Origin of the sequence: Streptomyces sp. WMMC940 (genome assembly GCF_027460265.1) — a bacterium.
Taxonomy (GTDB): Bacteria; Actinomycetota; Actinomycetes; order Streptomycetales; family Streptomycetaceae; genus Streptomyces.
In genome coordinates, this window is the sequence record NZ_JAPZBC010000001.1 from 3354606 (window position 1) to 3379998 (window position 25393).

Here is a 25393-nt window from a genome sequence, read left to right on the forward strand (position 1 = left end):
CCCTTCCCCCCACCGCCCGGGGAGAAGGGGCCGCTCGCCCGGGACGGCGGACCGGGAGTCCCACAGGCCACTCCACCGCCCTAATAGGTCTAAACCAATTTCTTGAAGACCCTTGTCACCCGGCCATCCGCCTGATGAGCTATGGCCTGGGACACATAGGCACATAGGACGCCCTGGGAAAGGGAGATGTCGTGAGCAACGAGAGCCTGGCCAACCTCTTGAAGGAAGAGCGGCGGTTCGCACCGCCGGCCGAGCTGGCCGCGCACGCCAACGTGACGGCGGAGGCGTACGAGCAGGCCGCGGCGGACAGGCTTGGCTTCTGGGCCGAGCAGGCGCGGCGGCTCAGCTGGGCCGAGGAGCCGACCGAGACCCTGGACTGGTCGAACCCGCCCTTCGCCAAGTGGTTCGCCGACGGCAAGCTCAACGTCGCGTACAACTGCGTGGACCGCCATGTCGAGGCCGGTCACGGGGACCGCGTCGCCATCCACTTCGAGGGCGAACCGGGAGACAGCCGGTCCCTCACCTACGCGGAACTCAAGGACGAGGTCTCCCGGGCCGCCAACGCCCTGACGGAGCTCGGCGTCCGCAAGGGCGACCGGGTCGCGGTCTACCTGCCCATGATCCCCGAGGCCGCCGTGGCGATGCTGGCCTGCGCCCGGATCGGCGCCGCGCACTCGGTCGTCTTCGGCGGATTCTCGGCGGACGCGGTCGCGTCCCGCATCCAGGACGCCGACGCCAAGCTGGTGATCACCGCCGACGGTGGCCACCGCCGCGGCAAGCCCAGCGCCCTCAAGCCCGCCATCGACGAGGCGGTCGCCAAGTGCCCGCAGGTCGAGCACGTGCTGGTGGTCCGCCGCACCGGCCAGGACACCGCGATCACCGAGGGCCGGGACGTGTGGTGGCACGACGTCGTCGGCCGCCAGTCGGCGGAGCACACCCCCGAGGCGTTCGACGCGGAGCACCCGCTGTTCATCCTGTACACGTCCGGCACGACGGGTAAGCCCAAGGGGATCCTGCACACCTCCGGCGGCTACCTCACCCAGGCGGCCTACACCCACCACGCCGTCTTCGACCTCAAGCCGGACACCGACGTCTACTGGTGCACGGCCGACGTCGGCTGGGTGACCGGCCACTCGTACATCGTGTACGGGCCCCTCGCCAACGGCGCGACGCAGGTGATGTACGAGGGCACGCCCGACACCCCGCACCAGGGCCGCTTCTGGGAGATCGTCCAGAAGTACGGCGTCACGATCCTCTACACGGCCCCGACGGCGATCCGCACGTTCATGAAGTGGGGCGACGACATCCCCGCCAAGTTCGACCTGTCGAGCCTGCGCGTCCTGGGCTCGGTCGGCGAGCCGATCAACCCCGAGGCGTGGATCTGGTACCGGGAGCACATCGGCGGCGGAACCGCGCCCATCGTGGACACCTGGTGGCAGACCGAGACCGGGGCCATGATGATCTCGCCGCTGCCCGGCGTCACCGAGACCAAGCCCGGATCGGCCCAGCGCCCGCTGCCCGGCATCGCCGCGACCGTCGTCGACGACGAGGGCCGCGAGGTGCCCGACGGCGGCGGTGGCTATCTGGTCCTCACCGAGCCGTGGCCGTCGATGCTCCGCACCATCTGGGGCGACGACCAGCGCTTCATCGACACCTACTGGTCGCGCTTCGAGAGCCGGTACTTCGCGGGCGACGGCGCGAAGAAGGACGACGACGGCGACATCTGGCTGCTGGGCCGCGTCGACGACGTGATGCTGGTCTCCGGCCACAACATCTCGACGACCGAGGTCGAGTCGGCCCTGGTCTCGCACCCCAAGGTCGCCGAAGCCGCCGTCGTCGGCGCGGCCGACGAGACGACCGGCCAGGCCATCGTGGCGTTCGTGATCCTGCGCGGGACCGCGAGCGAGGACGAGGGCCTCGTCGCCGAGCTCCGCAACCACGTCGGGGCGACGCTCGGGCCGATCGCCAAGCCCAAGCGCGTCCTGCCGGTGGCCGAGCTGCCCAAGACCCGGTCCGGCAAGATCATGCGCCGGCTGCTCCGGGACGTGGCGGAGAACCGCCAGCTCGGTGACGTCACGACCCTCACGGATTCCTCCGTGATGGAGCTCATCCAGTCCAAGCTGCCGACGGCGGCCTCGGAGGACTGAGTCCGCAGGTCACCGCCAGGGGCACCCGGAGCGAACGCGCCGGGTGCCCCTTTTGCACCTAAGGTGAAGATCGACGATGGTACCGACGCATCCCCCACCGAGGTCATTAGGTAGGGTAAGGAATCGCGTCAACGACGCGACAGGAAAACCGAGGTGCGCCGGGAAGTCTGGTCGGCATGTGCTTTGCCGTGCCTATCCGACCGGAGGTCCCCACTCGTGGCAGCGCCGACCCCCACCCCCCGCAAGTTCCTCGGACGCCTCTCCCTCCCCGAGCGGAACTTCGTGGCGGACGCCCTGCGCACCGAGACCGTCGGCGGGATCCTGCTGCTGGCCGCAGCAGTCGCCGCACTCCTCTGGGCGAACACCCCCCTCGGCCGCAGCTACGAGGCCGTGGCCGACTTCCATCTGGGCCCGGCGTCCCTCGGGCTCGACCTGTCCATCCAGCACTGGGCGGCCGACGGGCTTCTGGCGATCTTCTTCTTCGTCGCCGGTATCGAGCTCAAGCGGGAGCTCGTCGCGGGCGAACTGCGCGACCCCAAGGCCGCGGCGCTCCCCGTCATCGCCGCCGTGTGCGGTATGGCGGCCCCCGCACTCGTCTACACGCTGGTCAGCAGCGCCGGCGGCGGCTCTCTGGCGGGCTGGGCGGTGCCCACGGCCACCGATATCGCCTTCGCCCTCGCGGTGCTGGCGGTGATCGGCACATCGCTCCCGTCCGCGATCCGCGCCTTCCTCCTCACCCTCGCCGTCGTCGACGACCTCTTCGCGATCCTGATCATCGCGATCTTCTTCACCAGCGATCTGAACTTCGCCGCGCTCGGCGGGGCCCTGGCCGGCCTCGCGGTCTTCTGGCTGCTGCTGCGCAAGGGCGTGCGCGGCTGGTACGTCTACGTCCCGCTGGCCCTGGTCATCTGGGGACTCATGTACAACAGCGGCGTCCACGCCACCATCGCCGGCGTCGCCATGGGCCTGATGCTGCGCTGCACCCGGCGCGAGGGCGAGGAGCAGTCCCCCGGCGAGCACATCGAGCACCTCGTGCGGCCGATCTCGGCCGGCCTCGCCGTACCGCTGTTCGCGCTGTTCTCCGCCGGGGTCAGCGTCTCGGGCGGCGCACTGCACGCCGTCTTCACGCGCCCCGAGCCCCTCGGGGTCGTGCTCGGCCTCGTGGTCGGCAAGACCATCGGCATCTTCGGCGGCACCTGGCTCGCCGCCCGCTTCACCAGGGCAGAGCTCAACGAGGACCTTGCCTGGCCGGACGTCTTCGCCGTCGCGTCGCTGGCCGGCATCGGCTTCACCGTCTCCCTGCTCATCGGCGAGCTGGCCTTCGCCGGCGACGCCGCCCTGACGGACGAGGTCAAGGCGGCCGTGCTGCTCGGGTCCCTGATCGCCGCGGTGATCGCCTGTGTGCTCCTGAAACTACGGGTACGCAAGTACCAGGCCCTCTGCGAGGCGGAGGACCGCGACGAGGACCAGGACGGCATCCCGGACGTGTACGAACAGGACAACCCTGAGTACCACCTGCGGATGGCCGAGATCTACGAGAAGAGGGCCGCGGAGCACCGGCGCATGGCGGAAGTCGCGGGTGCGTCGCGCGGCGACGGCGACAGTCCGGCATGATCTGACAGCAGATCCGAAGCAGAGATGAGGGAGTCACCGATGAGCGACCCCGGCAGCACGACCACCACCGTCGAAGCCGCGGGCGACGTGGTCGGACCGGTTCGGCTGGCCGGCGCGGACAAGACCATGGGACAGCTGGTGGCGACGGCGACCGCTGAGATGTCCGCCCTGGTGCACGACGAGATCGCGCTGGCCAAGGCCGAACTCAGGCAGGACGTCAAGCGGGGGGTGACGGGCGGAGTGGCCGGCACGGTCGCCGGGGTGCTCGCCCTGTTCTCCCTGCCGGTGCTGAGCTTCGCCGCCGCCTACGGCATCCACAATCTCGGCCTGGGACTCGCCTGGTCGTTCCTGATCGTGGGAGCGGCGTTCCTGCTGCTCGCGGGCCTGGCGGCGCTGCTGGCCATGACCAAGTTCAAGAAGGTCAAGCCGCCGGAGCGCTCCATCGCCTCGGCCAAGCAGACGGCCGCCGTGCTCCAGAACGCCAAGCCGCACCCCCGAGGGGCCAAGGACGTGTCCACATCTGTGGCACGCTCGTCCGCATGACGGCACCCGATACGCCCTCAGTCGGCAACGGAAACAGCACCGGAAACGGAAACGGCGGCCCCGTGCGGATCGATGGTCCCTGGACCCATCGCGACGTGGCGGCCAACGGTGCGCGCTTCCACATCGCGGAACTGGGCGACGGACCGCTGGTGCTGCTCCTGCACGGCTTCCCGCAGTTCTGGTGGACCTGGCGGCACCAGCTGACCGCGCTGGCCGACGCGGGCTTCCGCGCGGTCGCGATGGACCTCCGCGGCGTGGGAGGCAGCGACCGTACGCCCCGGGGTTACGACCCGGCCAACCTCGCACTCGACATCACCGGCGTCGTACGGTCCCTCGGCGAGCCCGACGCGGCCCTCGTCGGACACGACCTCGGCGGCTACCTCGCCTGGACGGCGGCCGTGATGCGGCCCAAGCTCGTCCGCCGGCTCGCCGTCTCCTCGATGCCGCACCCACGCCGCTGGCGCTCCTCGATGCTCGGCGACTTCGCACAGAGCCGCGCCGGATCGTATGTGTGGGGCTTCCAGCGACCATGGCTGCCGGAGCGTCAGCTCCTCGCGGACGACGCGGCCTTGGTGGGCCGGCTGATCCGGGAGTGGTCCGGTCCGTGCCCCCCCGAGGAGGACACGCTCGACGTCTACCGCCGGGCCATGACCATCCCGTCGACGGCGCATTGCTCGATCGAGCCGTACCGGTGGATGGTGCGGTCGATCGCGCGTCCGGACGGCATCCAGTTCAACCGCAGGATGAAGCGCCCCGTCCGGGTGCCGACACTCCATCTCCACGGCTCGCTGGACCCGGCGATGCGTACGCGCAGCGCGGCGGGCTCGGGCCGGTACGTCGAAGCCCCGTACCGCTGGCGGCTGTTCGACGGACTCGGCCACTTCCCCCATGAGGAGGACCCCGCGGCGTTCTCCAACGAGCTCATCAACTGGCTGAAGGACCCCGAGCCCGACCGCTGACCCCCGGCCGCGCGGACGCGGCGTGCCCCGGCCCGCCGGAGCCGATCCCGACGAAGAACCGCCAGGACGCCGGTCGGGGACCACCGCCCCGCGAACGGGTGTGCGACGAAGGGGGATTGCCTGGCGCATAGGCCAATTGGCGGGCCCAGACGCGGTTACCGACCTTGGGGCACGGGCACACGTCGGGGTATGGGCTGGACGCACGACTACAGTGACACAGCACGCAACTCCCGCTCGGCCTCCGCGCCGGTAGCGGACGAAAGGGGCGGCCCCCAGGGGCGGGGCCATGATCCCCGTCTCGGGATTCCGCGCATCCTCCGCCGCAGGGCCCGCTGGGTCTCGGCACGACTGCGCCATCCTCGCGGCTGACGTCGTCACAACGGCGTCCGTGTCACCTTCTCACGCACGTCTCCACAGGGGCGGACACTCCGTGGACGCGGAGACCTGCGGGGTGCACACGCCTTCCGCGGGACAGCCGTGTGGCAGAGGTGCTGCTCTCCGGGGTGCCCACACATCCGGGCGGCTGTTACCCGGCACGGGTCATGCCCGGGCACACGTATGCCCGGCCGGCACGGGGCGCCTCTGACTCCGGCGTCAGAGACGACACAGCGGGCGTCCGTGCCCGGAGGGTACGGACAGGAGCCGTGCGCCCGGGCCGGAAGGCACACGTGGCACACGGTCGAGGGACCTCCCCACGCCTGCCGTGCGCCCGGGCCGTGACACGGATCCGGACCGGCTGACGTCCGGGCCGGGGGCAGTGCCGGCCGTCACGCATCCGTGCGGCGGCGGCGAGCGTCAGAGCGCGCAGCCCTGGCTGTCGACCTCCTGGTTGGCCATGCGGCCGAGCCTGATGTCGTCGCGGATCTCGTCCGCCGTCAGCGCGTAACCGGTGTCGGCGTCGTCGAGGGACCGGGCGAAGATCACGCCGTAGACCTGGCCGTCGGCGGTGAGCAGTGGGCCGCCGGAGTTGCCCTGGCGGACCGTCGCGAACAGCGAGTAGACATCGCGGCGCACCTCGCCGCGGCGGTAGATGTCGGGACCTTTGGCGTCTATACGACCGCGGACGCGCGCCGGGCGGACGTCGTACGACCCGTTCTCCGGGAAGCCCGCGACGATGGCACTGTCACCGGTGCGGGCGTCCCCGTCCGTGAAGCGGAGGGGCGGTGCCTTCAGGTCGGGTACGTCCAGTACGGCGATGTCGCGCTGCCAGTCGTAGAGGACGACCTTGGCGTCGTAGCGTCGGCCCTCGCCGCCTATCTGCACGGTCGGCTCGTCCACTCCGCCCACGACGTGCGCGTTCGTCATGACCCGGCGCTCGGCGAAGACGAAGCCGGTGCCCTCGAGCACCTTGTTGCAGCTCTGCGCGGTGCCGACGACCTTGACGATGGACCGCTGGGCGCGGGCCGCGACCGGGCTGTCGACCAGCGCCCGGTCCGGCGGCCTGACCTCGGTGATGGGCTCGTTGGCGAAGGGGCTGAAGACGTGCGGGAAGCCGTTCTGCGCGAGGATGGACCGGTAGTCGTCGAACCACGTGGGCGCCTGCTCCGGCAGCACCCGGGAGACACCGTGAAGGATCTTGGAGTTCCGGACCTCCGTGCCGAACGGGGGCAGGGTGGTGCCGGCGACGAGGAGGCCGATGATCCAGGCCACCAGCAGCATCGCGACGACGTTCACGAGGGCGCCGCCGGTCGCGTCGAGCGCGCGTGCCGGGGTCCACGTGATGTACCGCCGGAGCTTGTTGCCGAGGTGGGTGGTGAGGGCCTGCCCGACGGACGCGCAGACGATCACGATCACGACGGCGACGATCGCCGCTGCCGTGGACACCTCCGTCCCGTTCGTCACCCGGTCCCAGAGGAACGGGAGCAGATAGACGGCGACGAGTCCACCGCCGAGGAACCCGATCACCGACAGGATGCCGACGACGAAGCCCTGACGGTATCCGACGACGGCGAACCACACGGCGGCGAGCAGCAGCAGGATGTCCAGCACGTTCACCGTCATTAGCCTCGCAGTTTCCTCGTCCGGCACTTCGTCCGGCAGGAAGCTTCCGGATCAGCTCCCGGTGACGCCGGACCGGCCACCGGAGAAACACAACACCTGGGCAACGGTCTCATGCGCGCCAGTCGAGCGGGACCTGCCTGGCCCGGTCCCATGGGCGTTCCCAGCCGGCGAAATGAAGGATGCGGTCGATCACTCCGGCGGTGAATCCCCAGACCAGAGCCGATTCGACCAGGAATGCCGGACCGAGGTGGCCGCTGGGGTGGACGCTCGTGACCCGGTTCGCGGGGTCCGTGAGATCCGCCACGGGCACCGTGAAGACCCGGGCGGTTTCGGCGGGGTCGACGGCGGCGACCGGGGAGCGGTCCCGCCACCAGCCGAGGACAGGGGTCACGACGAAGCCGCTCACCGGGATGTACAGCCGGGGCAGCACCCCGAAGATCTGGACGCCGGACGGATCCAGCCCCGTCTCCTCCTCCGCCTCCCGCAGGGCCGCGCGGAGCGGCCCGGTGGTGGCCGGATCCCCGTCCTCGGGGTCGAGGGCGCCGCCCGGGAACGACGGCTGGCCCGCGTGGGAGCGCAGGCTGCTCGCCCGCTCCATGAGCAGCAGCTCGGGGCCCCGGGCACCGTCCCCGAAGAGGATCAGCACGGCGGACTGCCGCCCTCCGCCGCTCTCGGGCGGGAGGAACCGGCTGAGCTGCTCGGGAGCGATCGTCCCCACGGACCGCTCGACGGGCTGCAGCCACTCGGGCAGGCCGTCGCTGCTCACGACCACATCGCCGTCGTATGTCTCATGTGTGCGTGTCATGGGCACCCCCGTGGTGTGCAACGCGTGCGGCGGCCGGGATCGTTCCGGCCGGCTCGGGCAGACCCGGGCTCCGGCGCGGCTCTGGAGGCCCGGCAGGAGGACGGAACGGCGGGCCCCGGAGGAACGACGAGGCCGCCGGCCCCGGGCCACAGCGGAACCGGAGGCCAGGACCCTGCCGCCGGCGCTCCGGTCCGGCGGCAGGTGCTCGGATGGATCACCCGGCCCCCAGCGGGGGCGCGGGCTTGCCCGGGTAGTCGGGCGGAGGGTTCAGACGCTGTCCGGGGAAGCCGCCCTTCTCGTACTTGAGGAGCTTCTTCGCCTTCTCCGGGTCGGTCTCGCCCTCCCCGTACGAGGGGCACAGACGTGTGATGGGGCAGGCGCCACAGGCGGGCTTGCGGGCGTGGCAGATCCGGCGACCGTGGAAGATCACCCGGTGGGAGAGCATCGTCCACTCGCTCTTGGGGAAGATCTCCGCGATCTCCGCCTCGATCTTGACCGGGTCCTCCTGCTCGGTCCACTTCCATCGGCGGGCCAGCCGCATGAAGTGGGTGTCGACGGTGATACCGGGGACCCCGAACGCGTTCCCCAGCACGACGAAGGCCGTCTTGCGCCCCACTCCCGGCAGCGAGACCAGGTCCTCCAGCCGCCCCGGAACCTCTCCGCCGAAGTCGTCCCGCAAGGCCCTGGAGAGGCCGAGGAGGGACTTCGCCTTCGCCCGGAAGAAGCCGGTCGGCCTGATGAGCTCCTCCAGCTCCTCCGGCACGGCCGCGGCCATGTCCTCGGGCGTCGGGTACTTCACGAAGAGCGCAGGCGTCGTCTGGTTCACCCGCAGGTCCGTGGTCTGGGCGGACAGCACCGTGGCGACGAGCAACTGGAAGGGGTTCAGGAAGTCGAGCTCGGGATGTGCGTACGGGTACACGTCGGCCAGCTCGCGGTTGATCCTCCGAGCACGGCGCACCATCGCGGGCCTGGACTCGGGCTTGCCGGCCGGCGCGGCCGGCGCCTTGGCCGCCGTCCTGGAGGCTCCGGCCTTCTTCACGGTGGCTGCCTTCTTCGCGGGGACTGCCTTCTTCGCGGCGGCCCTCCTGGATGCGGCCGTGGCCTTGGAGGCCCCCGCCGGCTCCACGGCAGAGGTCCCGGCCACAGCTCCGGCCGGGGCCTTCCGGGCGGCGCTCTTCTTGACCGCGGTCTTCTTCGCCGCAGTCGCCCTCGCCTCCGGTGTCTTCCGCGCGGCCGCCCGCCGCGTCTCCGGGGAAGCCATGGAGCTAGTCCTGTTCTTCGCTTTTGCTGCTTTTGTCGGTAGAGGCGAGTCGTGTTCGCCCACAGCGGAATCCTGCTGCCCTGCCACCCTGATGGCCCCCTCGGCCTGCGCTCTCACCGGCGAATTGGACACCCGGCCAGCCTAAGGGCCGCCACGGACATCCGCCCCGGCCATGGCGGATCACCACTCGAATCGGCCCCTGCCTCACGACAGGAAGGGCCGGTGCGTCAAACTTGTGTCGGGCCCTTGTGATCGATCGCACTGTTTTGGTGTGCGGCATCATGGGGACCACCGTCCCCTGAGCAGGTCGACAAGGAGAGAACTCGTGGACGACGTTCTGCGGCGCGCCCCGCTCTTCGCGGCGCTCGATGACGAGCAGGCCGCGGAGCTCCGCGCCTCGATGAGTGAAGTGACGCTCGCCCGCGGCGACGCGCTCTTCCACGAGGGCGACCCCGGCGACCGCCTCTACGTGGTCACCGAGGGCAAGGTCAAGCTCCACCGCACCTCGCCCGACGGCCGGGAGAACATGCTGGCCGTGCTCGGCCCCGGTGAGCTGATCGGTGAGCTGTCCCTCTTCGACCCCGGTCCGCGCACCGCGACCGCCACCGCCCTCACCGAGGTCAAGCTCCTCGGCCTGGGCCACGGCGACCTGCAGCCCTGGCTGAACGCGCGCCCCGAGGTGGCCACCGCCCTGCTGCGCGCCGTCGCCCGCAGGCTGCGCAAGACCAACGACCAGATGTCCGACCTGGTCTTCTCCGACGTTCCCGGCCGTGTCGCCCGGGCACTCCTCGATCTTTCGCGTCGCTTCGGCGTGCAGTCGGAGGAGGGCATCCACGTCGTCCACGACCTGACCCAGGAAGAGCTGGCCCAGCTCGTCGGCGCCTCCCGCGAGACGGTGAACAAGGCGCTGGCCGATTTCGCACAGCGCGGCTGGCTCCGCCTCGAGGCCCGCGCCGTCATCCTGCTCGACGTGGAACGCCTCGCCAAGCGTTCCCGTTAGGCGTTCCGTTGGCCCGCCCGGCCCCCGCCGGGCGCTTACGGCCGCGCCCACGAGCCCTATGCCCCGCACCGGGCCGTGAGACGGTCGGACGCGCACCCCGGGCCCGGCGTGCGCCGGGGGCGCGGGGCGCACATCGCGCCCCGCACCACACGCACGCAGGGTCCCCCGGCGGACGGTCGCCGGTGGCACCTTCGCACGTCCCGGGCGTCCCCGGGCGCGTCAGGACACCCGCGTACGGTCGCTCAGCGCTTGCCGCCGTCCACGATCAGTGGGTTCCCGGTCCCGCCGCCGCACGGAACGGCGTACACGGGGTTCTTGACCGCGGCCTCCTTGTAGGCCTCGATGCACTGGTTCGTCAGGACCTTGTCCGTCAGCGAATCGTTGAGGATCTTGTTCGCCCGGGCGATGCCCTCGGCCTCGATCCTGCGCCGCTCGGCCTCGGCCTTCGCCGTGCGGGCCGCCTCGGTCGCCCGTTCCGTGGCCTGCTGCTGCTGGATCTTGCGGTCGATCTGGTCCTGCAGGCGGTCGGACGGCTTCACATTGCGCAGGTTCACCGTGGTCACGTCGATGCCGCGCGGAGCCAGCCGCTCCTTGACGAGCCGGCCGATCTCCGAGTTGATCTTCTCGCGCGCCGATGTGTAGCCCTGTTCGCTGGTGTAGCGGGCGAAGACGTTGCGAACGATCTCGCGGCTGTCCGGGTAGACCAGTCGCTGCTGGATGGCGTCCTCGCTGCCGGCCAGCTTGTAGAGCTCCACGGCCTTCGCCGGCGTCACGGCCCACTTGACCGTCACCTCCGCGTACATGACCCCACCCTGGCTGGAACGCACCTCGATCACGTCCTTGTCGGACAGGTTGAGGTCGACCGGCCGGGTCGAGAACGTCGTGACGCTCGTAAAGGGCGACTTGACGTGCATACCGGACGTCATCGGCGACCCGACCTTGCCGAAGGCGACCGGGACGCCGACCTCGTAGGCACTGATGACGTACACCATGCTGGCGATACCGGCGAAGAGGCCGGCGATGAGCGCGGCGGCGGCACCGATCCTGAGGCCGCGTGGCCCGCCGCCCCGGGCCACGAAGAACATCACCACGGCGGCGACGACGAGCAGGATGGACACGACGAACACGGTTTCCCCCCATGTACCGACAGGCACGGAACGCTGAAAGCAAGCGGAGCGTAAGGCACACGGGTCGCGGGCCCCGAAGCGGGGTGGGGCATACGGGCCGCGGTCCCGCCCTCCCGACCGGGCGCTTCCCGCCTCGCCCGAAGACCTCCCCCTCCCGACCCGGAAGGGCCGGAGGAGCGCTGGAGCACCGCTCCGGGCGGGGCTCGGGCGACGGCCGGCGGCGAGGGCGGGCTCAGCCGGCACGAAGCCTCGGGTCGGCCCGGAGCGAAGGCGCTAGATGAGACCGTGCTCCTGCAGGTACTCGAGCTGCGCCCGCACCGAGAGCTCCGCCGCGGGCCACAGCGACCGGTCGACGTCCGCGTACACGTGTGCGACCACATCGGCCGCCGAGCGATGGCCGTTCTCCACGGCCGTCTCGACCTGCGCGAGCCGGTTCGCCCGATGGGCGAGATAGAACTCCACCGCGCCCTGGGCGTCCTCCAGCACCGGTCCGTGTCCCGGGAGCACCGTGTGCACACCGTCGTCCACGGTCAGGGACCTCAGCCGGCGCAGCGAGTCCAGGTAGTCGCCGAGGCGGCCGTCAGGATGCGCGACGACCGTCGTGCCCCGGCCGAGGATGGTGTCGCCCGTCAGCACGGCCCGGTCGGCGGGGAGATGGAAGCAGAGCGAGTCCGCCGTGTGCCCGGGGGTCGGCACGACCCTCAGCTCGAGACCGCCGGTACGGATCACGTCCCCCGCGGCCAGTCCCTCGTCGCCGAGCCGGAGCGCGGGGTCGAGGGCGCGCACCCTCGTGCCGGTCAGCTCGGCGAACCGGCCGGCTCCCTCGGCGTGGTCCGGATGTCCGTGGGTGAGCAGGGTCAGGGCGATCCGCTTGCCGGCCTCCTCGGCCGCCGCGACGACGTTCCGCAGGTGCCCGTCGTCCAGCGGGCCCGGATCGACGACGACGGCGAGATCGGAGTCGGGCTCGGCGACGATCCAGGTGTTGGTCCCGTCCAGGGTCATCGCGGACGGATTGGGCGCCAGGACGTTGATCGTGCGGGAGGTCGCGCTCCCCGAGACCACCGCGCCGCGCGGCTGACCCGGCAGCGCCGATGCGTTCGTCATCGCGTGCCTCCCGTCGGATCGGCCGGATCGGCCGGACCAGTCCGACCCGAGGAGGGGACGTGCTTGGTGAACTCCTCGTGGCCGGGCCAGCTGAGCACCAGTTCCCCGTGCTCCAGACGTGCCTGGGCCAGGATCGGCGCGAGGTCCTGCCCGGCGGCCGCCGCGAGGGCCTCCGCGGCGGTGGCGAACCGCCCCAGGACCCGCAGTGTGGCGATCGTCGGCGGCATCATCAGCAGGTCGCCCCTGTCGTATCCCGCGGCGGCGTCCGCGGGCCGGATCCACACCGTGCGGTCCGCCTCGGTCGAGGCGTTCCTGGTCCGCTGTCCGTGCGGCAGCGAGGCGACGAAGAACCAGGTGTCGAAGCGGCGCGGCTCGAACTCCGGAGTGATCCAGCGGGCCCAGGCCTCCAGCAGGTCCGACCGCAGCACCAGGCCCCTGCGGTCCAGGAACTCGGCGAAGGACAGCTTCCGGTCGACGAGCGCGGCCCGGTCGGCCTCCCAGTCGTCGCCCGTGGTGTCCTCGACGACGGAGTCCCCGGTCTCCCCCGCCAGCAGGACCCCGGCCTCCTCATAGGTCTCCCGGACCGCCGCGCAGACGATGGCCTGCGCGGACGCCTCGTCCTCGACGCCGAGCCGCCGCGCCCACTCGGCCGGCGAGGGACCCGCCCAGCGCACCTGCCGGGCATCGCGCTCGTCCACTCCGCCGCCGGGGTAGACGTACGCACCCCCGGCGAAGGCCATGGATGCGCGGCGGCGCAGCATATGGACGTGTGCACCCTCGGAGGTGTCCTTGAGCAGCATCACGGTCGCCGCCCGCCGGGGGACGACGACGGTGATCTCGCCCGCGGCGAGCGCCCGGATCCGGTCGGGCCATTCCGGTGGGTACCACTGACCATTGGACATGGCCGGATGCTATGCGTTCACGCGCGGATGTTCGAGGGGTGGCCGGCCAGCGGCGGCGGGCAGGGCGGCCCGGCCGGTCTCGCACATCCGGCGGTTCGGCCGGTGCCCGGCCGGCGGACGTCTTCCCTCCGGTGACCTGTCGGCGGACGCGTTCCCGCCTTCCCCGCCTCGCCCGGCTCCGGGCCGCTCTCCCGCGAGGGCCCGGGCCTCGGGTCCCGGGGCTCGCCCGGCGAGGGCCCGGGGCGCCCGGGCCCTCTCACATCAGCCCTGGACCAGCTCCACCTGGATCTCGACCTCGACGGGCGCGTCCAGCGGCAGTACGGCGACACCCACGGCGCTGCGCGCGTGCACGCCCTTGTCACCGAGGGCCGCTCCGAGCAGCTCACTCGCCCCATTGACCACGCCGGGCTGTCCGGTGAAGTCGGAGGCGGAGGCGACGAAACCGACCACCTTCACGACCCGGGCGATCCGGTCCAGGTCGCCGGCGATGGACTTCACGGCGGCCAGCGCGTTCAGAGCACAGGTGGCGGCCAGCTCCCTGGCCTCCTCCGGGGTGACCTCCGCACCGACCTTGCCGGTGACCGGAAGTTTGCCCTCCACCATCGGGAGCTGCCCCGAGGTGTAGACGTACGGGCCCGACTGCACGGCCGGCTGATACGCCGCCAGCGGCGGGACGACGGCGGGCAGCGTCAGCCCGAGTTCGGCGAGCTTGGCCTCGACCGTCCCGCTCATGACTTCTCCCGCTTGAGGTAGGCCACGAGCTGCTCGGGGTTGTTCGGCCCGGGGACGACCTGGACGAGCTCCCAGCCGTCCTCGCCCCAGGTGTCCAGGATCTGCTTGGTCGCGTGCACGAGAAGGGGCACGGTCGCGTATTCCCACTTGGTCATGGAGCCGACTGTAGCCGCACCGGTGGGCGGCCCCGCGACACAGGTTCGCGCGGCACGCGAGACGCCCGGTGCGCCTGACCCGCCCAACGCGACCCGGGGTCGCTTAGCCCGCGGGTCGACTGGTTAGGCTCCAGGACGTGAGCAGGCTCCAGGTCGTCAGCGGCAAGGGCGGTACCGGTAAGACGACGGTCGCCGCGGCCCTCGCGCTCGCCCTCGCGACGGAGGGAAAGCGCACCCTCCTCGTCGAGGTCGAGGGCAGGCAAGGCATCGCGCAGCTCTTCGAGACGGAGGCGCTGCCCTACGAGGAACGCAAGATCGCCGTAGCGCCCGGCGGCGGTGAGGTGCACGCGCTGGCCATCGACGCCGAGCGGGCCCTCCTCGACTACCTCCAGATGTTCTACAAACTCGGGTCGGCCGGCCGGGCCCTGAAGAAGCTCGGCGCGATCGACTTCGCCACGACCATCGCTCCGGGCGTGCGGGACGTGCTGCTGACGGGCAAGGCCTGCGAGGCCGTGCGTCGCCGGGACAAGCAGGGCCGGTACGCCTACGACCACGTCGTCATGGACGCCCCTCCGACCGGCCGCATCACCCGCTTCCTGAACGTCAACGACGAGGTCGCGGGGCTCGCCAAGATCGGCCCGATACACAACCAGGCCCAGGCCGTGATGCGCGTCCTCAAGTCCGCCGAGACCGCGGTGCACCTGGTGACGCTGCTGGAGGAGATGCCCGTTCAGGAGACCGCGGACGGCATCGCCGAGCTGCGCGCCGCGGACCTCCCCACCGGCAAGGTGATCGTGAACATGGTGCGGCCGCACATCCTCGACGAGGAGGCGGTCCGGACCGCCGCGACCGCCGGACGTCGCAAGGACATCGCCAAGTCGCTGACCGGAGCGGGCGTCAGCGGCGCGGCCAAGCTGGTGGGACCGCTGCTGGAGCAGGCCGCCGAGCATGCCCAGCGCGTCGAGCTGGAGCGCGAGCAGCGTGCCGCGCTGGAGGCACTGAAGCTGCCGGCGTACGAACTCCCGCTGCTGAGCGAGGGGGTCGACCTGGCGGGGCTCTACCAGCTGGCGACCGAACTGCGAAAGCTCGGAGTGGACGCCGGAGCCGATGCCGGGACGGACGCCCGATGACCGGAGTGAACGGATGACGTCGTCGATGACGCATGGCAGCACCCTGCGGGACACACCGCTGCTCGAGATCGATCCACTGCTCGATGACCCGGGCATCCGCATCATCGTGTGCTGCGGCGCCGGCGGGGTGGGCAAGACGACGACCGCCGCCGCCCTCGGGGTACGGGCGGCCGAGCGCGGCCGCCGGGCGGTCGTGCTCACCATCGACCCCGCACGCCGGCTGGCCCAGTCGATGGGGATCGACCTGCTGGACAACACCCCGCGCCGGGTGGACGGCATCGAGGGCGACGGCGAGCTGCACGCCATGATGCTCGACATGAAGCGCACCTTCGACGAGATCGTCGAGGCGCACGCGGACCCGTCCCGGTCCCGCGCCATCCTGGAGAACCCCTTCTACCAGTCGCTGTCGGCCGGCTTCGCGGGCACGCAGGAGTACATGGCGATGGAGAAGCTGGGGCAGTTGCGGGCGCGCGACGAGTGGGACCTGATCATCGTGGACACTCCGCCCTCGCGGTCGGCACTGGACTTCCTGGACGCTCCGAAACGGCTGGGGTCCTTTCTGGACGGCAAGTTCATCAGGCTGCTGATGGCTCCCGCGAAGATGGGCGGCCGGGCCGGGATGAAGTTCCTGAACGTCGGCATGTCGATGATGACCGGCACGCTGGGAAAGCTGCTGGGCGGTCAGCTGCTGCGTGACGTGCAGACCTTCGTGGCCGCCATGGACACGATGTTCGGCGGCTTCCGCACCCGTGCCGATGCCACGTACCGGCTGCTGCAGGCGCCCGGAACGGCGTTCCTGGTGGTCGCCGCCCCGGAGCGGGACGCGCTGCGCGAGGCGGCGTACTTCGTGGAGCGCCTGGCGGCGGAGGAGATGCCGTTGGCCGGGCTGGTGCTGAACCGCGTCCACGGCAGCGGCGCCGCCCGGCTGTCGGCCGAGCGGGCGCTGGCCGCCGCGGAAAATCTTGACGAGGACGGCATTGTGGATCAGGAGGCCGGGAAGGCTGTTGGGCGTGGCTCCACGGGGTCCTCTCCCACCCCTTCCGCCGTGGAGCCGGATTCCGAGTCCGACCAGCCCTCGGCACCCCCGACCTCACAACTGACCGCCGGTCTGCTGCGCCTGCATGCCGAACGGATGCAGGTGCTGTCGCGCGAGCAGCGCATGCGTGACCGCTTCACCGCGCTCCATCCCGAGGTGGCCGTGGCCGAAGTGGCCGCGCTGCCGGGCGATGTGCACGACCTCGCCGGCCTGAGGGCCATCGGCGACAAGCTCGCCGGCGGCGCCCTCCCGGCCGGAGACGCGTAGCCCGGACTACGACGGCGTCTGCCTTCTCGGGCATCCGGGCACACGGCGGAGCGACGCGGCCCGCCGCACGGCCGGGCCGCGCGGTGCCTGAGGGCTGTCCCGTACTGCGTGCGGCCGTGCACAGGCGACCGCCGGCACGCCTCTGCGAGGGGACGACAGGCGACCCCGTCCGCTGTGTGACGGCTCACATCCGGGTGGGGAGCTCCAACGCCGAGGACACGCACGGCTCGGGCGGACCGGGCACGCGTGGCCGGCGCGCTCGCCGCGGCCACCCCGGACGGCAGACGGGACGCACGACCGTCAGGCCGCCGTCAGTCGGCGAGACCGCCCGAACACGGCTCGGCGGAACACGCTCCACAGGGCGCGACAACGAACCCGAGGGACCCATGGGACCCGCAGAGCGGCCGGAGGTCCCTCGGACCCCAGGCCGCGCGGAGGGACACGATGTGGCGTGACCGGGGCCGGACCTGCGGCCGCCTCGGCCCCGGTTCAGCCCACGGCGGCGAACGTCTCATAGGTCTCGTCGTCCTCGAGACCCACGGGCAGGATGCCCGCGCTGCGCTCGTACTCCGTACGCGCGGTCTCCAGCAGACGACGCCAGGAGGTGACGGTGGGGCGCCGGCGCAGCAACGCGCGCCGCTCCCGCTCGGTCATGCCACCCCACACACCGAACTCGACACGGTTGTCGAGCGCGTCGGCCAGGCACTCCGTCCGCACCGGGCATCCGGTGCACACCGCCTTGGCCCTGTTCTGCGCCGCTCCTTGTACGAACAGTTCATCCGGATCGGTAGTGCGGCAAGCTGCCTGCGCACTCCAGTCGGTTACCCAGCCCATGCCGGCGCCGTCCTCTCCCGAATCGAGGCTCCCCCACGGCGGCAGCGGCATATTCACCGCTACCAGTTGAGGACGTTACGGAAGGTGGACACAGCGCAACACCCCCTTCGGGCCCAATCTTGAATGGCCCGAACGGACTATGCGTAAGCGGCAGATCACCCGGGGGAGTGAGCTGAGGGCATACGTAATGAATCCGGCAAATCAGCCGGACAAACGGAACGGCCGCAGGGAGGACGTCACTGCGGAGCGACTCGGGATGGCGCGCGGTCTTGATGCACAACCGCACTGCTGTGACAGTTGGGAGCAGCTTAGGCCAAGGCATATACGCGTGTCCGGAGAATGAGAACGTAGGCTGCCCCTATGTCGAAGAAGCGATCGGGCGGTGGTCTGACCGGGACCCAGCAGGCCGCCAAGTTCCTCGGTGTCAGTGTGCTCGCGGGAGCCGTGCTGGCGGGCCTCGCCCTGCCGGCCGCCGGCGCGCTGGGACTGGCCGCCAAGGGCACGGTCGAGGGATTCGACGAGATCCCCGCCAATCTCAAGACCCCGCCACTGAGCCAGCGCACGACGATCCTGGACGCCGACGGGGGCCAGATCGCCACCGTCTACTCGCGTGACCGCACGGTCGTCCCGCTGAAGGACATCTCGCCGTACATGCAGAAGGCCATCGTCGCCATCGAGGACGCGCGTTTCTACGAACACGGGGCGATCGACCTCAAGGGCGTGCTGCGCGCCGTCAACCGCAACGCGCAGGAGGGCGGCGTGACCCAGGGCGCGTCGACCCTCACCCAGCAGTACGTCAAGAACGTCTTCGTCGAGGAGGCCGGCGACGATCCGGACAAGGTCGCCCAGGCCACCCAGCAGACCATCGGCCGCAAGGTCCGCGAGCTCAAGTACGCGATCCAGGTCGAGGAGGAGCTCGGGAAGAAGAAGATCCTCGAGAACTACCTCAACATCACCTTCTTCGGCCAGCAGGCCTACGGCGTCGAGGCGGCGTCCAAGCGCTACTTCTCGAAGTCGGCGAAGAACCTGAAGCTGGAGGAGGCCGCGCTGCTCGCCGGCATCGTCCAGTCGCCCAGTCGCTACGACCCCGTCAACGACGGCGAGGAGGCGACCAAGCGGCGCAACACCGTGCTCCAGCGGATGGCCGACGTCGGCGACATCTCCCAGTCCGAGGCCGACAGGGCCAAGGAGACGCCGATCACACTGAAGGTCAGCAAGCCCAAGAACGGCTGCATCACGGCCGTCGACGGCGCGGGCTTCTTCTGCGACTACGTGCGCGAGGTCTTCCTCACGGACCCGGTCTTCGGCAAGACCCGCGAGGAGCGGGCCAAGGTCTGGAACCAGGGCGGCCTGACGATCCGTACGACCCTGGACCCGCAGGCGCAGAAGTCCGCCCAGGAGTCGCTGAAGGACCACGTCTACCAGGCCGACAAGGTCGCGGCGGCGGTCACCATGGTGGAGCCCGGGACGGGCCGGATCATCGCGATGGGCCAGTCCAAGCCGTACGGCTTCGGCGAGAACGAGACACAGATCAACTACTCGGTCGACGCCAAGATGGGCGGCTCCAACTTCGGCTTCCCGGTGGGTTCGACCTTCAAGCCGTTCGTGGCCGCGGCCGCGCTGGAGCAGGGCCGGCCACCGACGCAGTCGTACCCGGCTCCGTACAAGATGCCGTACCCGGACTCGATCGCGAGCTGTTCCGACCGGCCCTGGCGGAACCGCGGCGGCGACACGGTGGAGAACGAGAACGAGAAGGAAGTCGGGCCCTACGCCCTCCGCGAGGCGATGGAGCTCTCCGTCAACACGTACTTCGTGCAGATGATAGGAGACATCGGTCTCTGCCCCGTGGTGGAGATGACCGACCGCCTGGGCGTGGTACAGGGCAACGGGGAGAAGCTCCCGGCCAGTCCCGCGCCGCTGACCCTCGGCTCGACCGGTATCTCGCCGCTCACGATGGCCAACGCCTACGCGACGTTCGCCAACCGCGGCACGCACTGCACACCGACGGCGATCGAGTCGATCACGACCGCCGACGGCAAGAGCCTCAGGGTTCCGCGGACCGAGTGCGGCAAGGTGATGTCGGAGCGCACGGCGGACACCGTCAACACGCTGCTGCGCGGCGTGGTCGACTCCGGTACCGGCCAGGAGGCCGGCCTGACGGACCGTGACAACGCGGGCAAGACGGGTACGACGGACGAACGCAGGAACGCCTGGTTCGTGGGCTACACCCCGAACCTGTCGGGAGCGGTCTGGGTCGGCAGCGCCACCCAGAAGGTGAAGATGGTGAACATCCGCATCGGCGGCCGCTACCACGGCAAGGTCTTCGGCGGTCAGGTCCCCGGCCCGATCTGGAAGGACGCGATGGCGGGGGCGCTGGAGGGCAAGGAGGCCCCGGGCTTCAACACCGTCCACGTGCCCGACACGTCGCAGGACGAGGGCGGGGAGGACGAGGGGCGCCCTGACGACGACGGCCGCCACGACGACAAGCCCGGCAGGAACGGCGGCCGGGACCCGTTCCCCGGCATCTCGCTCCCGCCGGACTTCATCGGCGGCAACGTCACCCGCGGCCAGGACAGCGGCGGGAACGGAGGGCGGCATCGGGAGTGACCCCGATGCCGACCGCGGCTCCGGTCACCGTCCCCGTCCCGGTCCGACGTGATCCGTCCCGCGCGGATACGTGACAGGAGCGGGCCGCACCGTCCGGTGGTCCGGGGCGGACGCGGCCGCCGGTCCCGGCACGGGTGCGGCCGCCGCGGCCCGCGCGGTTCACTCGCCGCGTGCCGCCGGACCGGGCAAGGGTCACCCGACCCCGGACAGCGGCCCGGCCGCGGGGGTCACCGTGGCGCCACCGGCGTGGAGCAGTACGGCGAAGGGTCCCGGTGCGGATGGCACCGGGACCCTTCGCCGTACGGGCGCGGTGCGGAACAGGCGCCGCGCGGAACGGGCGCCGCTCGCGGGGCCGACCGCGGAGTCAGCCTGCGAGGAGCTTCTTGACCGCCGCGGCCACGCGGCCGCCCTCGGCGCGGCCCGCCACCTTCGGGTTGACGATCTTCATGACCGCACCCATCGCCCGGGGACCCTCGGCGCCAGCGCCCCTGGCCTCCTCGACGGCCTGGGCCACGATGCCGTTCAACTCGTCGTCCGTCAGCTGCTTGGGCAGGTAGGCGTCGAGGATCTCGCCCTCCGCCTTCTCGCGGTCCGCCTGCTCGGCGCGACCGCCCTGGGCGAAGGCCTCGGCCGCCTCGCGGCGCTTCTTCGCCTCCTTGGCGATCACCTTCTGGACCTCGTCGTCGGAGAGTTCACGCGCCTCCTTGCCCGCGACCTCCTCCTTGGTGATCGCGGAGAGGGTCAGCCGGAGCGTCGAGGAGCGCAGTTCGTCGCGCGCCCTGATCGCCTCGGTGAGGTCTTCCTGCAGCTTGGACTTGAGCGTGGTCATGCGTCGATTGTGGCAGGCGCGCGCCCTCACACGCCCGCGCATTTCCCCCGCGCGGGCCGGAGCCCCTGCTGCCGGGACGACGGCCGCGGCGGGCCGTGGCCTGCGCCCCCTCACCCCACGGCGTCGGCTCACCCGTACCCCGGCCACCCACCACCTCGACCCGACCGCCACCTCAGCCCGACCGTCGGACCGAACCGCCCCTGAGATCGACCCGACCGTGAGATCCGCTCACCCACCCCCTCGCCCCGGGCCGTCACCCCTGCCCGACCACCACCCCTGCCCGACCGCCACCTCGGCCCGACCGTCGGACCGACCCGCCCCTGAGATCGACCCGACCGTGAGATCGGCTCACCCACCCCCTCGCCCCGGGCCGTCACCCCTGCCCGACCTCCGCCCGTAAGGCGCCGGACACATCGTGGCCGTTTCCGGGTGGCGCCCGCGTCGGCCTGCGGCCACCGGCCGTTGACAGCCTGCGCGCATGCCGGTCCTCCGCCTTCCCGTCGACGACCGCCGCTGCCGGTGGCTGGGGCTGACGGGGTCGGCGGCGCTGGCTGCGGGCGGCACGGCAGCCGGTGCCCTGCCCGTAGGCGACGCACCGGCGCCGAACTCCGGAACGGCCGTGCTCGGCCTGGCCGCGGCGTACTTCGGACTGGTCCTGCTGGTGGCCGCCTGGGCGCTCCTCGGCCGCACGGCACGCGGGCCCGTGCCGCCGAGCCTTCGCGGCCTGCTGCTCACCCTCGCACTGTGGGCGGCGCCGCTGCTCCTGGCCCCGCCCCTGTTCAGCCGGGACGTGTACAGCTATCTCGCGCAGGGGGCGATGGTCGACGCCCGGATCGACGTGTACGCCAACGGCCCGTCCCGGCTCGGCGGACCGCTGGCCGCCGAAGTGGCGCCGATCTGGCGGCACACCCCGACCCCGTACGGGCCGGTCTTCCTCGGCTGTGCCTCGGCGATAGCGGGTTTCGCCCGCAGTGAGGTCGTCACCGGGGTCCTCGGCATGCGGCTGGTGGCCCTGCTCGGCGTGGCACTGATGGTGCTGTGTCTCCCGGCTCTCGCCGGGCACTGCGGCGCCGACCCCCGTACCGCCGTGTGGCTCGGCGGACTCAACCCGCTCGTGCTGCTCCACCTCGTCGGCGGTGCCCACAACGACGCGGTCATGCTGGGCCTGCTCGGCGCGGGTCTCGTGGCGGCACTCGGCCGGTGGCCGGTCGTCGGTGCCGTACTCGTCACCCTCGCCGCGCTGGTGAAGGCCCCGGCGGTGCTCGGTCTGCCGGCCGTCGCCCTGCTCCGGGCGCGACGCCGGTCCGGCAGGAGCCCCCTGCTGCGTGCCGTCCTCGCCACCGGCGGCGCGGCGGCCGCCACCACCGTCGCCGCGACCGCGCTGGCCGGCACCGGCTACGGCTGGACGGCCGCTCTCGACACCCCGGTGTCGCCGGGTAACTGGTCGCTGACCTCGACGCTCGGCCGCCTGACCGGGGCGGCGCTGCGGAGCGCGGGCAGCGGGCCGGCCGAATTCGCCGTACCTGCCTGGCACTTGGCCGGCCTCGCCGCCACCGCTCTCACCGTCCTCGTCTGCTGGAGACGCCACCATCTGCGCCGGCCGGTGTACGCGGTCGGACTCAGCCTGGGTGCCGTGGCCGTCCTGGGCCCGGCGATCCGTCCGTGGTACGTCTTGTGGGGCGTGTTCCTGATCGCAGCCACGGCGCCCAGCGGTTCGGTGCGCGTGCGGCGCGTGGCTGCCCTGGTGAGCGGATTTCTCGCTCTCGTGGTGATGCCGAGCGGGTTCACGCCCGACCATAATCAGCTGTTGATCGCGGTTGGCGGAAGCACACTGGGGGTACTGGCGCTGTGGTGCGCATACAGGCTGGCGGCACGAGCGGCAGACCGGGCTCCCCGCCCGGAGGCACCCCCTCCGGCGGCTCCCCGCCCGAAGGAACCTCCTCCGGCGGCCCCGTACCCGGAGGACCCGCCGCCCCCGGCAGCAGCCCCTCTCCTGGATCCTCCGCCGCAGCGCGACGACCCGGCGCGGGACCCGCACCGTCCGCTGGGGAGCACAGCGTGAGCGTTCCCGTGACCAGGCGGGGCCGTGTCCTGGTGGCCCTCGGCATGTCGGCGGTGGTGGTCTTCTTCCTCGGCACCGTGCCGTTCCACCGGAACTGGTTCGACCTGCACGTCTACTACGGGGCGGTCGAGCACTGGATCGGCGGCCACCCGATCTACGACTACCTCCGGCCCGGAACCCGCTACGGCTTCACCTACCCGCCCTTCGCGGCACTGTGCATGCTGCCGATGACCCTGGTCGGCTGGCACAGCGCCCTGGCGATAAGCCAGCTGATGAACGTGGCGGCGGCCGCACTCATCCTCTACGTCTGCCTGGACGCGACGATCAGGCGGGAGAGCCGGCACAGATGGTTCGCGTACGCCGTGGCGGCCTGCATGCTCGCACTGCTGGAGCCCGTGCGGGACACCGTGAGCTTCGGCCAGGTCAATCTCCTCCTGCTGGCGCTGGTCCTCGCCGACTGCTGGCTGCTGACGGCCGGGCGCGAGCGCTTCCCGTCGCTCGGCCGGTTCGCCGGTCTCGGCATCGGCCTCGCGGCCGCGATCAAACTCACCCCGGCGATCTTCATCTGCTACCTGCTGGTGACCCGGCGGTGGCGGCCGGCCGGGGTCGCCATCGGCACCGCGAGCGGCGCGACCCTGCTCGCCGCGTTGGCGGCGCCGACGGCATCGCGCACGTTCTGGACCGAGGCGATGTGGAACACCGACCGGGTCGGTTCGCTCTCCTACGTCTCCAACCAGTCCTGGCAGGGCATGCTGGCCCGGCTCACCGAACCGTTCGCCGAGCCCAGCCGCGCGGTGTGGGCCGTGGGCGTACTGCTCCTGATGTGGCTGTGGGCCCGGCGGGTGCGGCAGGCCGTCGCCACGGGTGACGAGCTCGCGGGCTTCGCCCTGACGGGTATCGCCGCCTGCCTGGTGAGCCCGGTCACCTGGGTGCACCACCTGGTCTGGCTGATCCCGGCCCTCGCCGTGCTCACCGACAAGGGGCTGCGGGCCGCGCCGGGCGGGGAGCGCCGCCGCAGGCTGCTGACCTGGGCCCTGGCGAGCTACGCGATCCTGTGCAGCAGCATGGTCTGGCTGTGGCGGTGGAACGACGGCGGTGCGCCCGGATTCCTCGGTGCCAACGCCTACGTGTGGATAGCGCTGCTCCTGCTACTGCTGCTGCCGCTCGGACGGCCGGGCACGGACGGGGACGGGCCGTATGCGGAGAGCGGACCGTCTGCGACGATGGGCGCATGCGCGCACGCTACGGCCTCTCCCTCAAGATCGGTGCCGGTGTCACGGCTGTCGGAGCAGTCGGCATCGCCTACGCGGCCGGGTTCGAAGCCCGCTCCTTCCGGCTCCGGCGGGTGACCGTCCCCGTTCTGCCGAGAGGGATGCGTCCCCTGCGCGTACTGCAGGTCTCCGACATCCACATGGTGTGCGGGCAACGCAAGAAGCGGGCCTGGCTCCAGTCGCTGGCGGGGCTGCGCCCCGACCTCGTCGTCAACACCGGCGACAACCTGTCGGACACGAACGCCGTGCCCGAGGTGCTCGACGCCCTCGGGCCGCTGATGGAGTACCCGGGTGTGTACGTCTTCGGGTCGAACGACTACTACGGCCCGAAGCTGCGCAATCCGGCCCGCTACCTGATCGAGAAGTCCCAGGGCCGCCACGGGCTCAACGGCAACGCCCCCGCGGTGGGCGTCGTGCACAACCCCTGGGAGGGCCTCCGGGACGCCTTCGACGCGGCCGGGTGGGTCGGCCTGAGCAACGCGCGCGGCCGTCTGAAGCTCGACGGCGGCCTCGAGCTCGCCTTCACGGGGCTGGACGATCCCCACATCAAACGGGACCGCTACGAGAAGGTCGCCGGCGGCCCCGACAAGACCGCCGACTTCTCGATGGCCGTCGTCCACGCCCCCTATCTGCGCTCGCTGGACGCCTTCACGACCGAGGGCTACCCCCTGATCCTCGCGGGCCACACCCACGGCGGCCAGCTGTGCATCCCCTTCTACGGCGCCCTGGTCACCAACTGCGACATCGACACCGACCGGGTGAAGGGTCTTTCCACCCACGGGTCCGACGGCCTCGTCTCCTACCTCCACGTCTCCGCGGGCTGCGGCACCAACCGCTACACCCCGGTCCGTTTCGCCTGCCCTCCGGAGGCGACGCTGCTGACGCTGGTCGCACGGGACTGAGCCGGCCCCCGGCCACGCCAGGACGGCGCGGCCGTAGCGGGACGCGCGGCCGTCGGCGGCGCGCCGGGCGAGGGAGCCGGCGGTACGGGTGTGACGGCTGAGGTC

General features: G+C 71.4%; 22 protein-coding genes. 12 read left to right on the forward strand and 10 right to left on the reverse strand.

The window, feature by feature from the left end; translation table 11 throughout:
* Window positions 1-191 precede the first annotated feature (191 nt).
* The 5 genes from acs (at window position 192) to O7595_RS14665 (ending at window position 5632) form a co-directional block, all read left to right on the forward strand.
* Complete coding sequence (gene acs, locus O7595_RS14645; RefSeq protein WP_269729134.1) at window positions 192-2147, forward strand: acetate--CoA ligase; 1956 nt, start codon at window positions 192-194, stop codon at window positions 2145-2147.
* 216 nt (window positions 2148-2363) lie between these two features.
* Window positions 2364-3761, forward strand: a complete 1398-nt coding sequence (nhaA, locus tag O7595_RS14650) for a Na+/H+ antiporter NhaA (RefSeq protein ID WP_269729135.1) — start codon at window positions 2364-2366, stop codon at window positions 3759-3761.
* Window positions 3762-3800: 39 nt separating this feature from the next.
* Window positions 3801-4304 (forward strand): phage holin family protein, encoded by a 504-nt coding sequence (locus O7595_RS14655; protein ID WP_443071621.1) that lies wholly within the window; start codon window positions 3801-3803, stop codon window positions 4302-4304.
* Window positions 4301-5263: an alpha/beta fold hydrolase gene (locus O7595_RS14660; RefSeq protein ID WP_269729136.1), complete on the forward strand. Its 963-nt coding sequence runs from the start codon at window positions 4301-4303 to the stop codon at window positions 5261-5263. The genes O7595_RS14655 and O7595_RS14660 overlap by 4 nt, the downstream gene beginning before the upstream one ends.
* Before the next feature lie 189 nt (window positions 5264-5452).
* A complete protein-coding gene (locus O7595_RS14665; RefSeq protein WP_093653883.1) occupies window positions 5453-5632 on the forward strand; it encodes a hypothetical protein in 180 nt (59 codons plus the stop codon).
* 426 nt (window positions 5633-6058) lie between these two features.
* Here O7595_RS14665 and O7595_RS14670 read toward each other — a convergent pair whose 3' ends face one another.
* The 3 genes from O7595_RS14670 to nth all read right to left on the reverse strand — a co-directional run bounded on the left by O7595_RS14670 (window position 6059) and on the right by nth (window position 9330).
* Window positions 6059-7258: a MarP family serine protease gene (locus tag O7595_RS14670; protein ID WP_269732490.1), complete on the reverse strand. Its 1200-nt coding sequence runs from the start codon at window positions 7256-7258 to the stop codon at window positions 6059-6061.
* Between the two features lie 115 nt (window positions 7259-7373).
* Complete coding sequence (locus O7595_RS14675; RefSeq protein WP_269729137.1) at window positions 7374-8069, reverse strand: NUDIX hydrolase; 696 nt, start codon at window positions 8067-8069, stop codon at window positions 7374-7376.
* Window positions 8070-8283: 214 nt separating this feature from the next.
* Window positions 8284-9330 carry an endonuclease III gene (gene nth, locus O7595_RS14680; protein ID WP_269729138.1) on the reverse strand — a complete coding sequence of 349 codons (1047 nt, stop codon included), beginning with the start codon at window positions 9328-9330 and terminating at the stop codon, window positions 8284-8286.
* A 325-nt stretch (window positions 9331-9655) separates the two neighbouring features.
* Between nth and O7595_RS14685 the strand changes: the two genes are divergently transcribed.
* Window positions 9656-10330 (forward strand): Crp/Fnr family transcriptional regulator, encoded by a 675-nt coding sequence (locus tag O7595_RS14685; protein ID WP_017947815.1) that lies wholly within the window; start codon window positions 9656-9658, stop codon window positions 10328-10330.
* 242 nt (window positions 10331-10572) lie between these two features.
* Here O7595_RS14685 and O7595_RS14690 read toward each other — a convergent pair whose 3' ends face one another.
* The 5 genes from O7595_RS14690 to O7595_RS14710 all read right to left on the reverse strand — a co-directional run bounded on the left by O7595_RS14690 (window position 10573) and on the right by O7595_RS14710 (window position 14350).
* On the reverse strand, window positions 10573-11457 hold the full coding sequence (locus O7595_RS14690; RefSeq protein WP_332328166.1) for a prohibitin family protein: 885 nt from the start codon (window positions 11455-11457) through the stop codon (window positions 10573-10575).
* A gap of 273 nt (window positions 11458-11730) precedes the next feature.
* Entirely contained in the window at window positions 11731-12561 is an 831-nt protein-coding gene (locus tag O7595_RS14695; RefSeq protein ID WP_269729140.1) for an MBL fold metallo-hydrolase, read from the reverse strand.
* Window positions 12558-13463, reverse strand: coding sequence for an NUDIX hydrolase (locus O7595_RS14700; RefSeq protein WP_269729142.1), 906 nt, complete (start codon window positions 13461-13463; stop codon window positions 12558-12560). The genes O7595_RS14695 and O7595_RS14700 overlap by 4 nt, the downstream gene beginning before the upstream one ends.
* A 261-nt stretch (window positions 13464-13724) precedes the next feature.
* A complete protein-coding gene (locus O7595_RS14705) occupies window positions 13725-14195 on the reverse strand; it encodes a RidA family protein (RefSeq protein WP_269729144.1) in 471 nt (156 codons plus the stop codon).
* Window positions 14192-14350 (reverse strand): DUF4177 domain-containing protein, encoded by a 159-nt coding sequence (locus O7595_RS14710; protein ID WP_017947820.1) that lies wholly within the window; start codon window positions 14348-14350, stop codon window positions 14192-14194. Before O7595_RS14710 ends, O7595_RS14705 begins: the two co-directional genes overlap by 4 nt.
* Before the next feature lie 137 nt (window positions 14351-14487).
* Here O7595_RS14710 and O7595_RS14715 point away from each other — a divergent pair, with 137 nt between their 5' ends.
* Complete coding sequence (locus tag O7595_RS14715; protein WP_269729145.1) at window positions 14488-15480, forward strand: ArsA family ATPase; 993 nt, start codon at window positions 14488-14490, stop codon at window positions 15478-15480.
* Between the two features lie 13 nt (window positions 15481-15493).
* Window positions 15494-16783, forward strand: coding sequence for an ArsA family ATPase (locus O7595_RS14720; RefSeq protein ID WP_269729146.1), 1290 nt, complete (start codon window positions 15494-15496; stop codon window positions 16781-16783).
* A gap of 489 nt (window positions 16784-17272) precedes the next feature.
* Here the strand turns inward: O7595_RS14720 and O7595_RS14725 are convergent, their stop codons facing one another.
* Window positions 17273-17617, reverse strand: coding sequence for a WhiB family transcriptional regulator (locus O7595_RS14725; RefSeq protein ID WP_171052979.1), 345 nt, complete (start codon window positions 17615-17617; stop codon window positions 17273-17275).
* A 360-nt stretch (window positions 17618-17977) separates the two neighbouring features.
* On the opposite strand from O7595_RS14725, the gene O7595_RS14730 reads away from it, so the two are divergent.
* Window positions 17978-20224: a transglycosylase domain-containing protein gene (locus tag O7595_RS14730; RefSeq protein ID WP_269729147.1), complete on the forward strand. Its 2247-nt coding sequence runs from the start codon at window positions 17978-17980 to the stop codon at window positions 20222-20224.
* A gap of 364 nt (window positions 20225-20588) precedes the next feature.
* On the opposite strand, the gene O7595_RS14735 is transcribed toward O7595_RS14730, so the two are convergent.
* The gene (locus tag O7595_RS14735) at window positions 20589-21053 is read right to left on the reverse strand and encodes a GatB/YqeY domain-containing protein (protein WP_269729148.1); all 465 of its coding nucleotides are present in this window, start codon (window positions 21051-21053) and stop codon (window positions 20589-20591) included.
* Between the two features lie 478 nt (window positions 21054-21531).
* On the opposite strand from O7595_RS14735, the gene mptB reads away from it, so the two are divergent.
* Genes mptB through O7595_RS14750 form a run of 3 tightly spaced genes read left to right on the forward strand, consistent with a single transcriptional unit; the run spans window position 21532 to window position 25288 of the window.
* Complete coding sequence (gene mptB, locus O7595_RS14740) at window positions 21532-23115, forward strand: polyprenol phosphomannose-dependent alpha 1,6 mannosyltransferase MptB (RefSeq protein WP_269729150.1); 1584 nt, start codon at window positions 21532-21534, stop codon at window positions 23113-23115.
* Window positions 23112-24464: a glycosyltransferase 87 family protein gene (locus O7595_RS14745; RefSeq protein ID WP_269729151.1), complete on the forward strand. Its 1353-nt coding sequence runs from the start codon at window positions 23112-23114 to the stop codon at window positions 24462-24464. The genes mptB and O7595_RS14745 overlap by 4 nt, the downstream gene beginning before the upstream one ends.
* Complete coding sequence (locus tag O7595_RS14750) at window positions 24347-25288, forward strand: metallophosphoesterase (RefSeq protein ID WP_269729152.1); 942 nt, start codon at window positions 24347-24349, stop codon at window positions 25286-25288. The genes O7595_RS14745 and O7595_RS14750 overlap by 118 nt, the downstream gene beginning before the upstream one ends.
* The last annotated feature ends 105 nt before the right edge of the window (window positions 25289-25393 follow it).

What these genes read in the sequence shown, in the direction of transcription:
- O7595_RS14655 (WP_443071621.1), top strand. Translation starts at nt 3,801, where the DNA reads ATGAGCGACCCCGGCAGCACGACCACCACCGTCGAAGCCGCGGGCGAC.
- O7595_RS14660 (WP_269729136.1), top strand. Translation starts at nt 4,301, where the DNA reads ATGACGGCACCCGATACGCCCTCAGTCGGCAACGGAAACAGCACCGGA.
- O7595_RS14665 (WP_093653883.1), top strand. Translation starts at nt 5,453, where the DNA reads ATGGGCTGGACGCACGACTACAGTGACACAGCACGCAACTCCCGCTCG.
- O7595_RS14675 (WP_269729137.1), bottom strand. Translation starts at nt 8,069, where the DNA reads ATGACACGCACACATGAGACATACGACGGCGATGTGGTCGTGAGCAGC.
- nth (WP_269729138.1), bottom strand. Translation starts at nt 9,330, where the DNA reads ATGGCTTCCCCGGAGACGCGGCGGGCGGCCGCGCGGAAGACACCGGAG.
- O7595_RS14695 (WP_269729140.1), bottom strand. Translation starts at nt 12,561, where the DNA reads ATGACGAACGCATCGGCGCTGCCGGGTCAGCCGCGCGGCGCGGTGGTC.
- O7595_RS14700 (WP_269729142.1), bottom strand. Translation starts at nt 13,463, where the DNA reads ATGTCCAATGGTCAGTGGTACCCACCGGAATGGCCCGACCGGATCCGG.
- O7595_RS14705 (WP_269729144.1), bottom strand. Translation starts at nt 14,195, where the DNA reads ATGAGCGGGACGGTCGAGGCCAAGCTCGCCGAACTCGGGCTGACGCTG.
- O7595_RS14710 (WP_017947820.1), bottom strand. Translation starts at nt 14,350, where the DNA reads ATGACCAAGTGGGAATACGCGACCGTGCCCCTTCTCGTGCACGCGACC.
- O7595_RS14720 (WP_269729146.1), top strand. Translation starts at nt 15,494, where the DNA reads ATGACGTCGTCGATGACGCATGGCAGCACCCTGCGGGACACACCGCTG.
- O7595_RS14725 (WP_171052979.1), bottom strand. Translation starts at nt 17,617, where the DNA reads ATGGGCTGGGTAACCGACTGGAGTGCGCAGGCAGCTTGCCGCACTACC.
- O7595_RS14730 (WP_269729147.1), top strand. Translation starts at nt 17,978, where the DNA reads ATGTCGAAGAAGCGATCGGGCGGTGGTCTGACCGGGACCCAGCAGGCC.
- O7595_RS14735 (WP_269729148.1), bottom strand. Translation starts at nt 21,053, where the DNA reads ATGACCACGCTCAAGTCCAAGCTGCAGGAAGACCTCACCGAGGCGATC.
- mptB (WP_269729150.1), top strand. Translation starts at nt 21,532, where the DNA reads ATGCCGGTCCTCCGCCTTCCCGTCGACGACCGCCGCTGCCGGTGGCTG.
- O7595_RS14750 (WP_269729152.1), top strand. Translation starts at nt 24,347, where the DNA reads ATGCGCGCACGCTACGGCCTCTCCCTCAAGATCGGTGCCGGTGTCACG.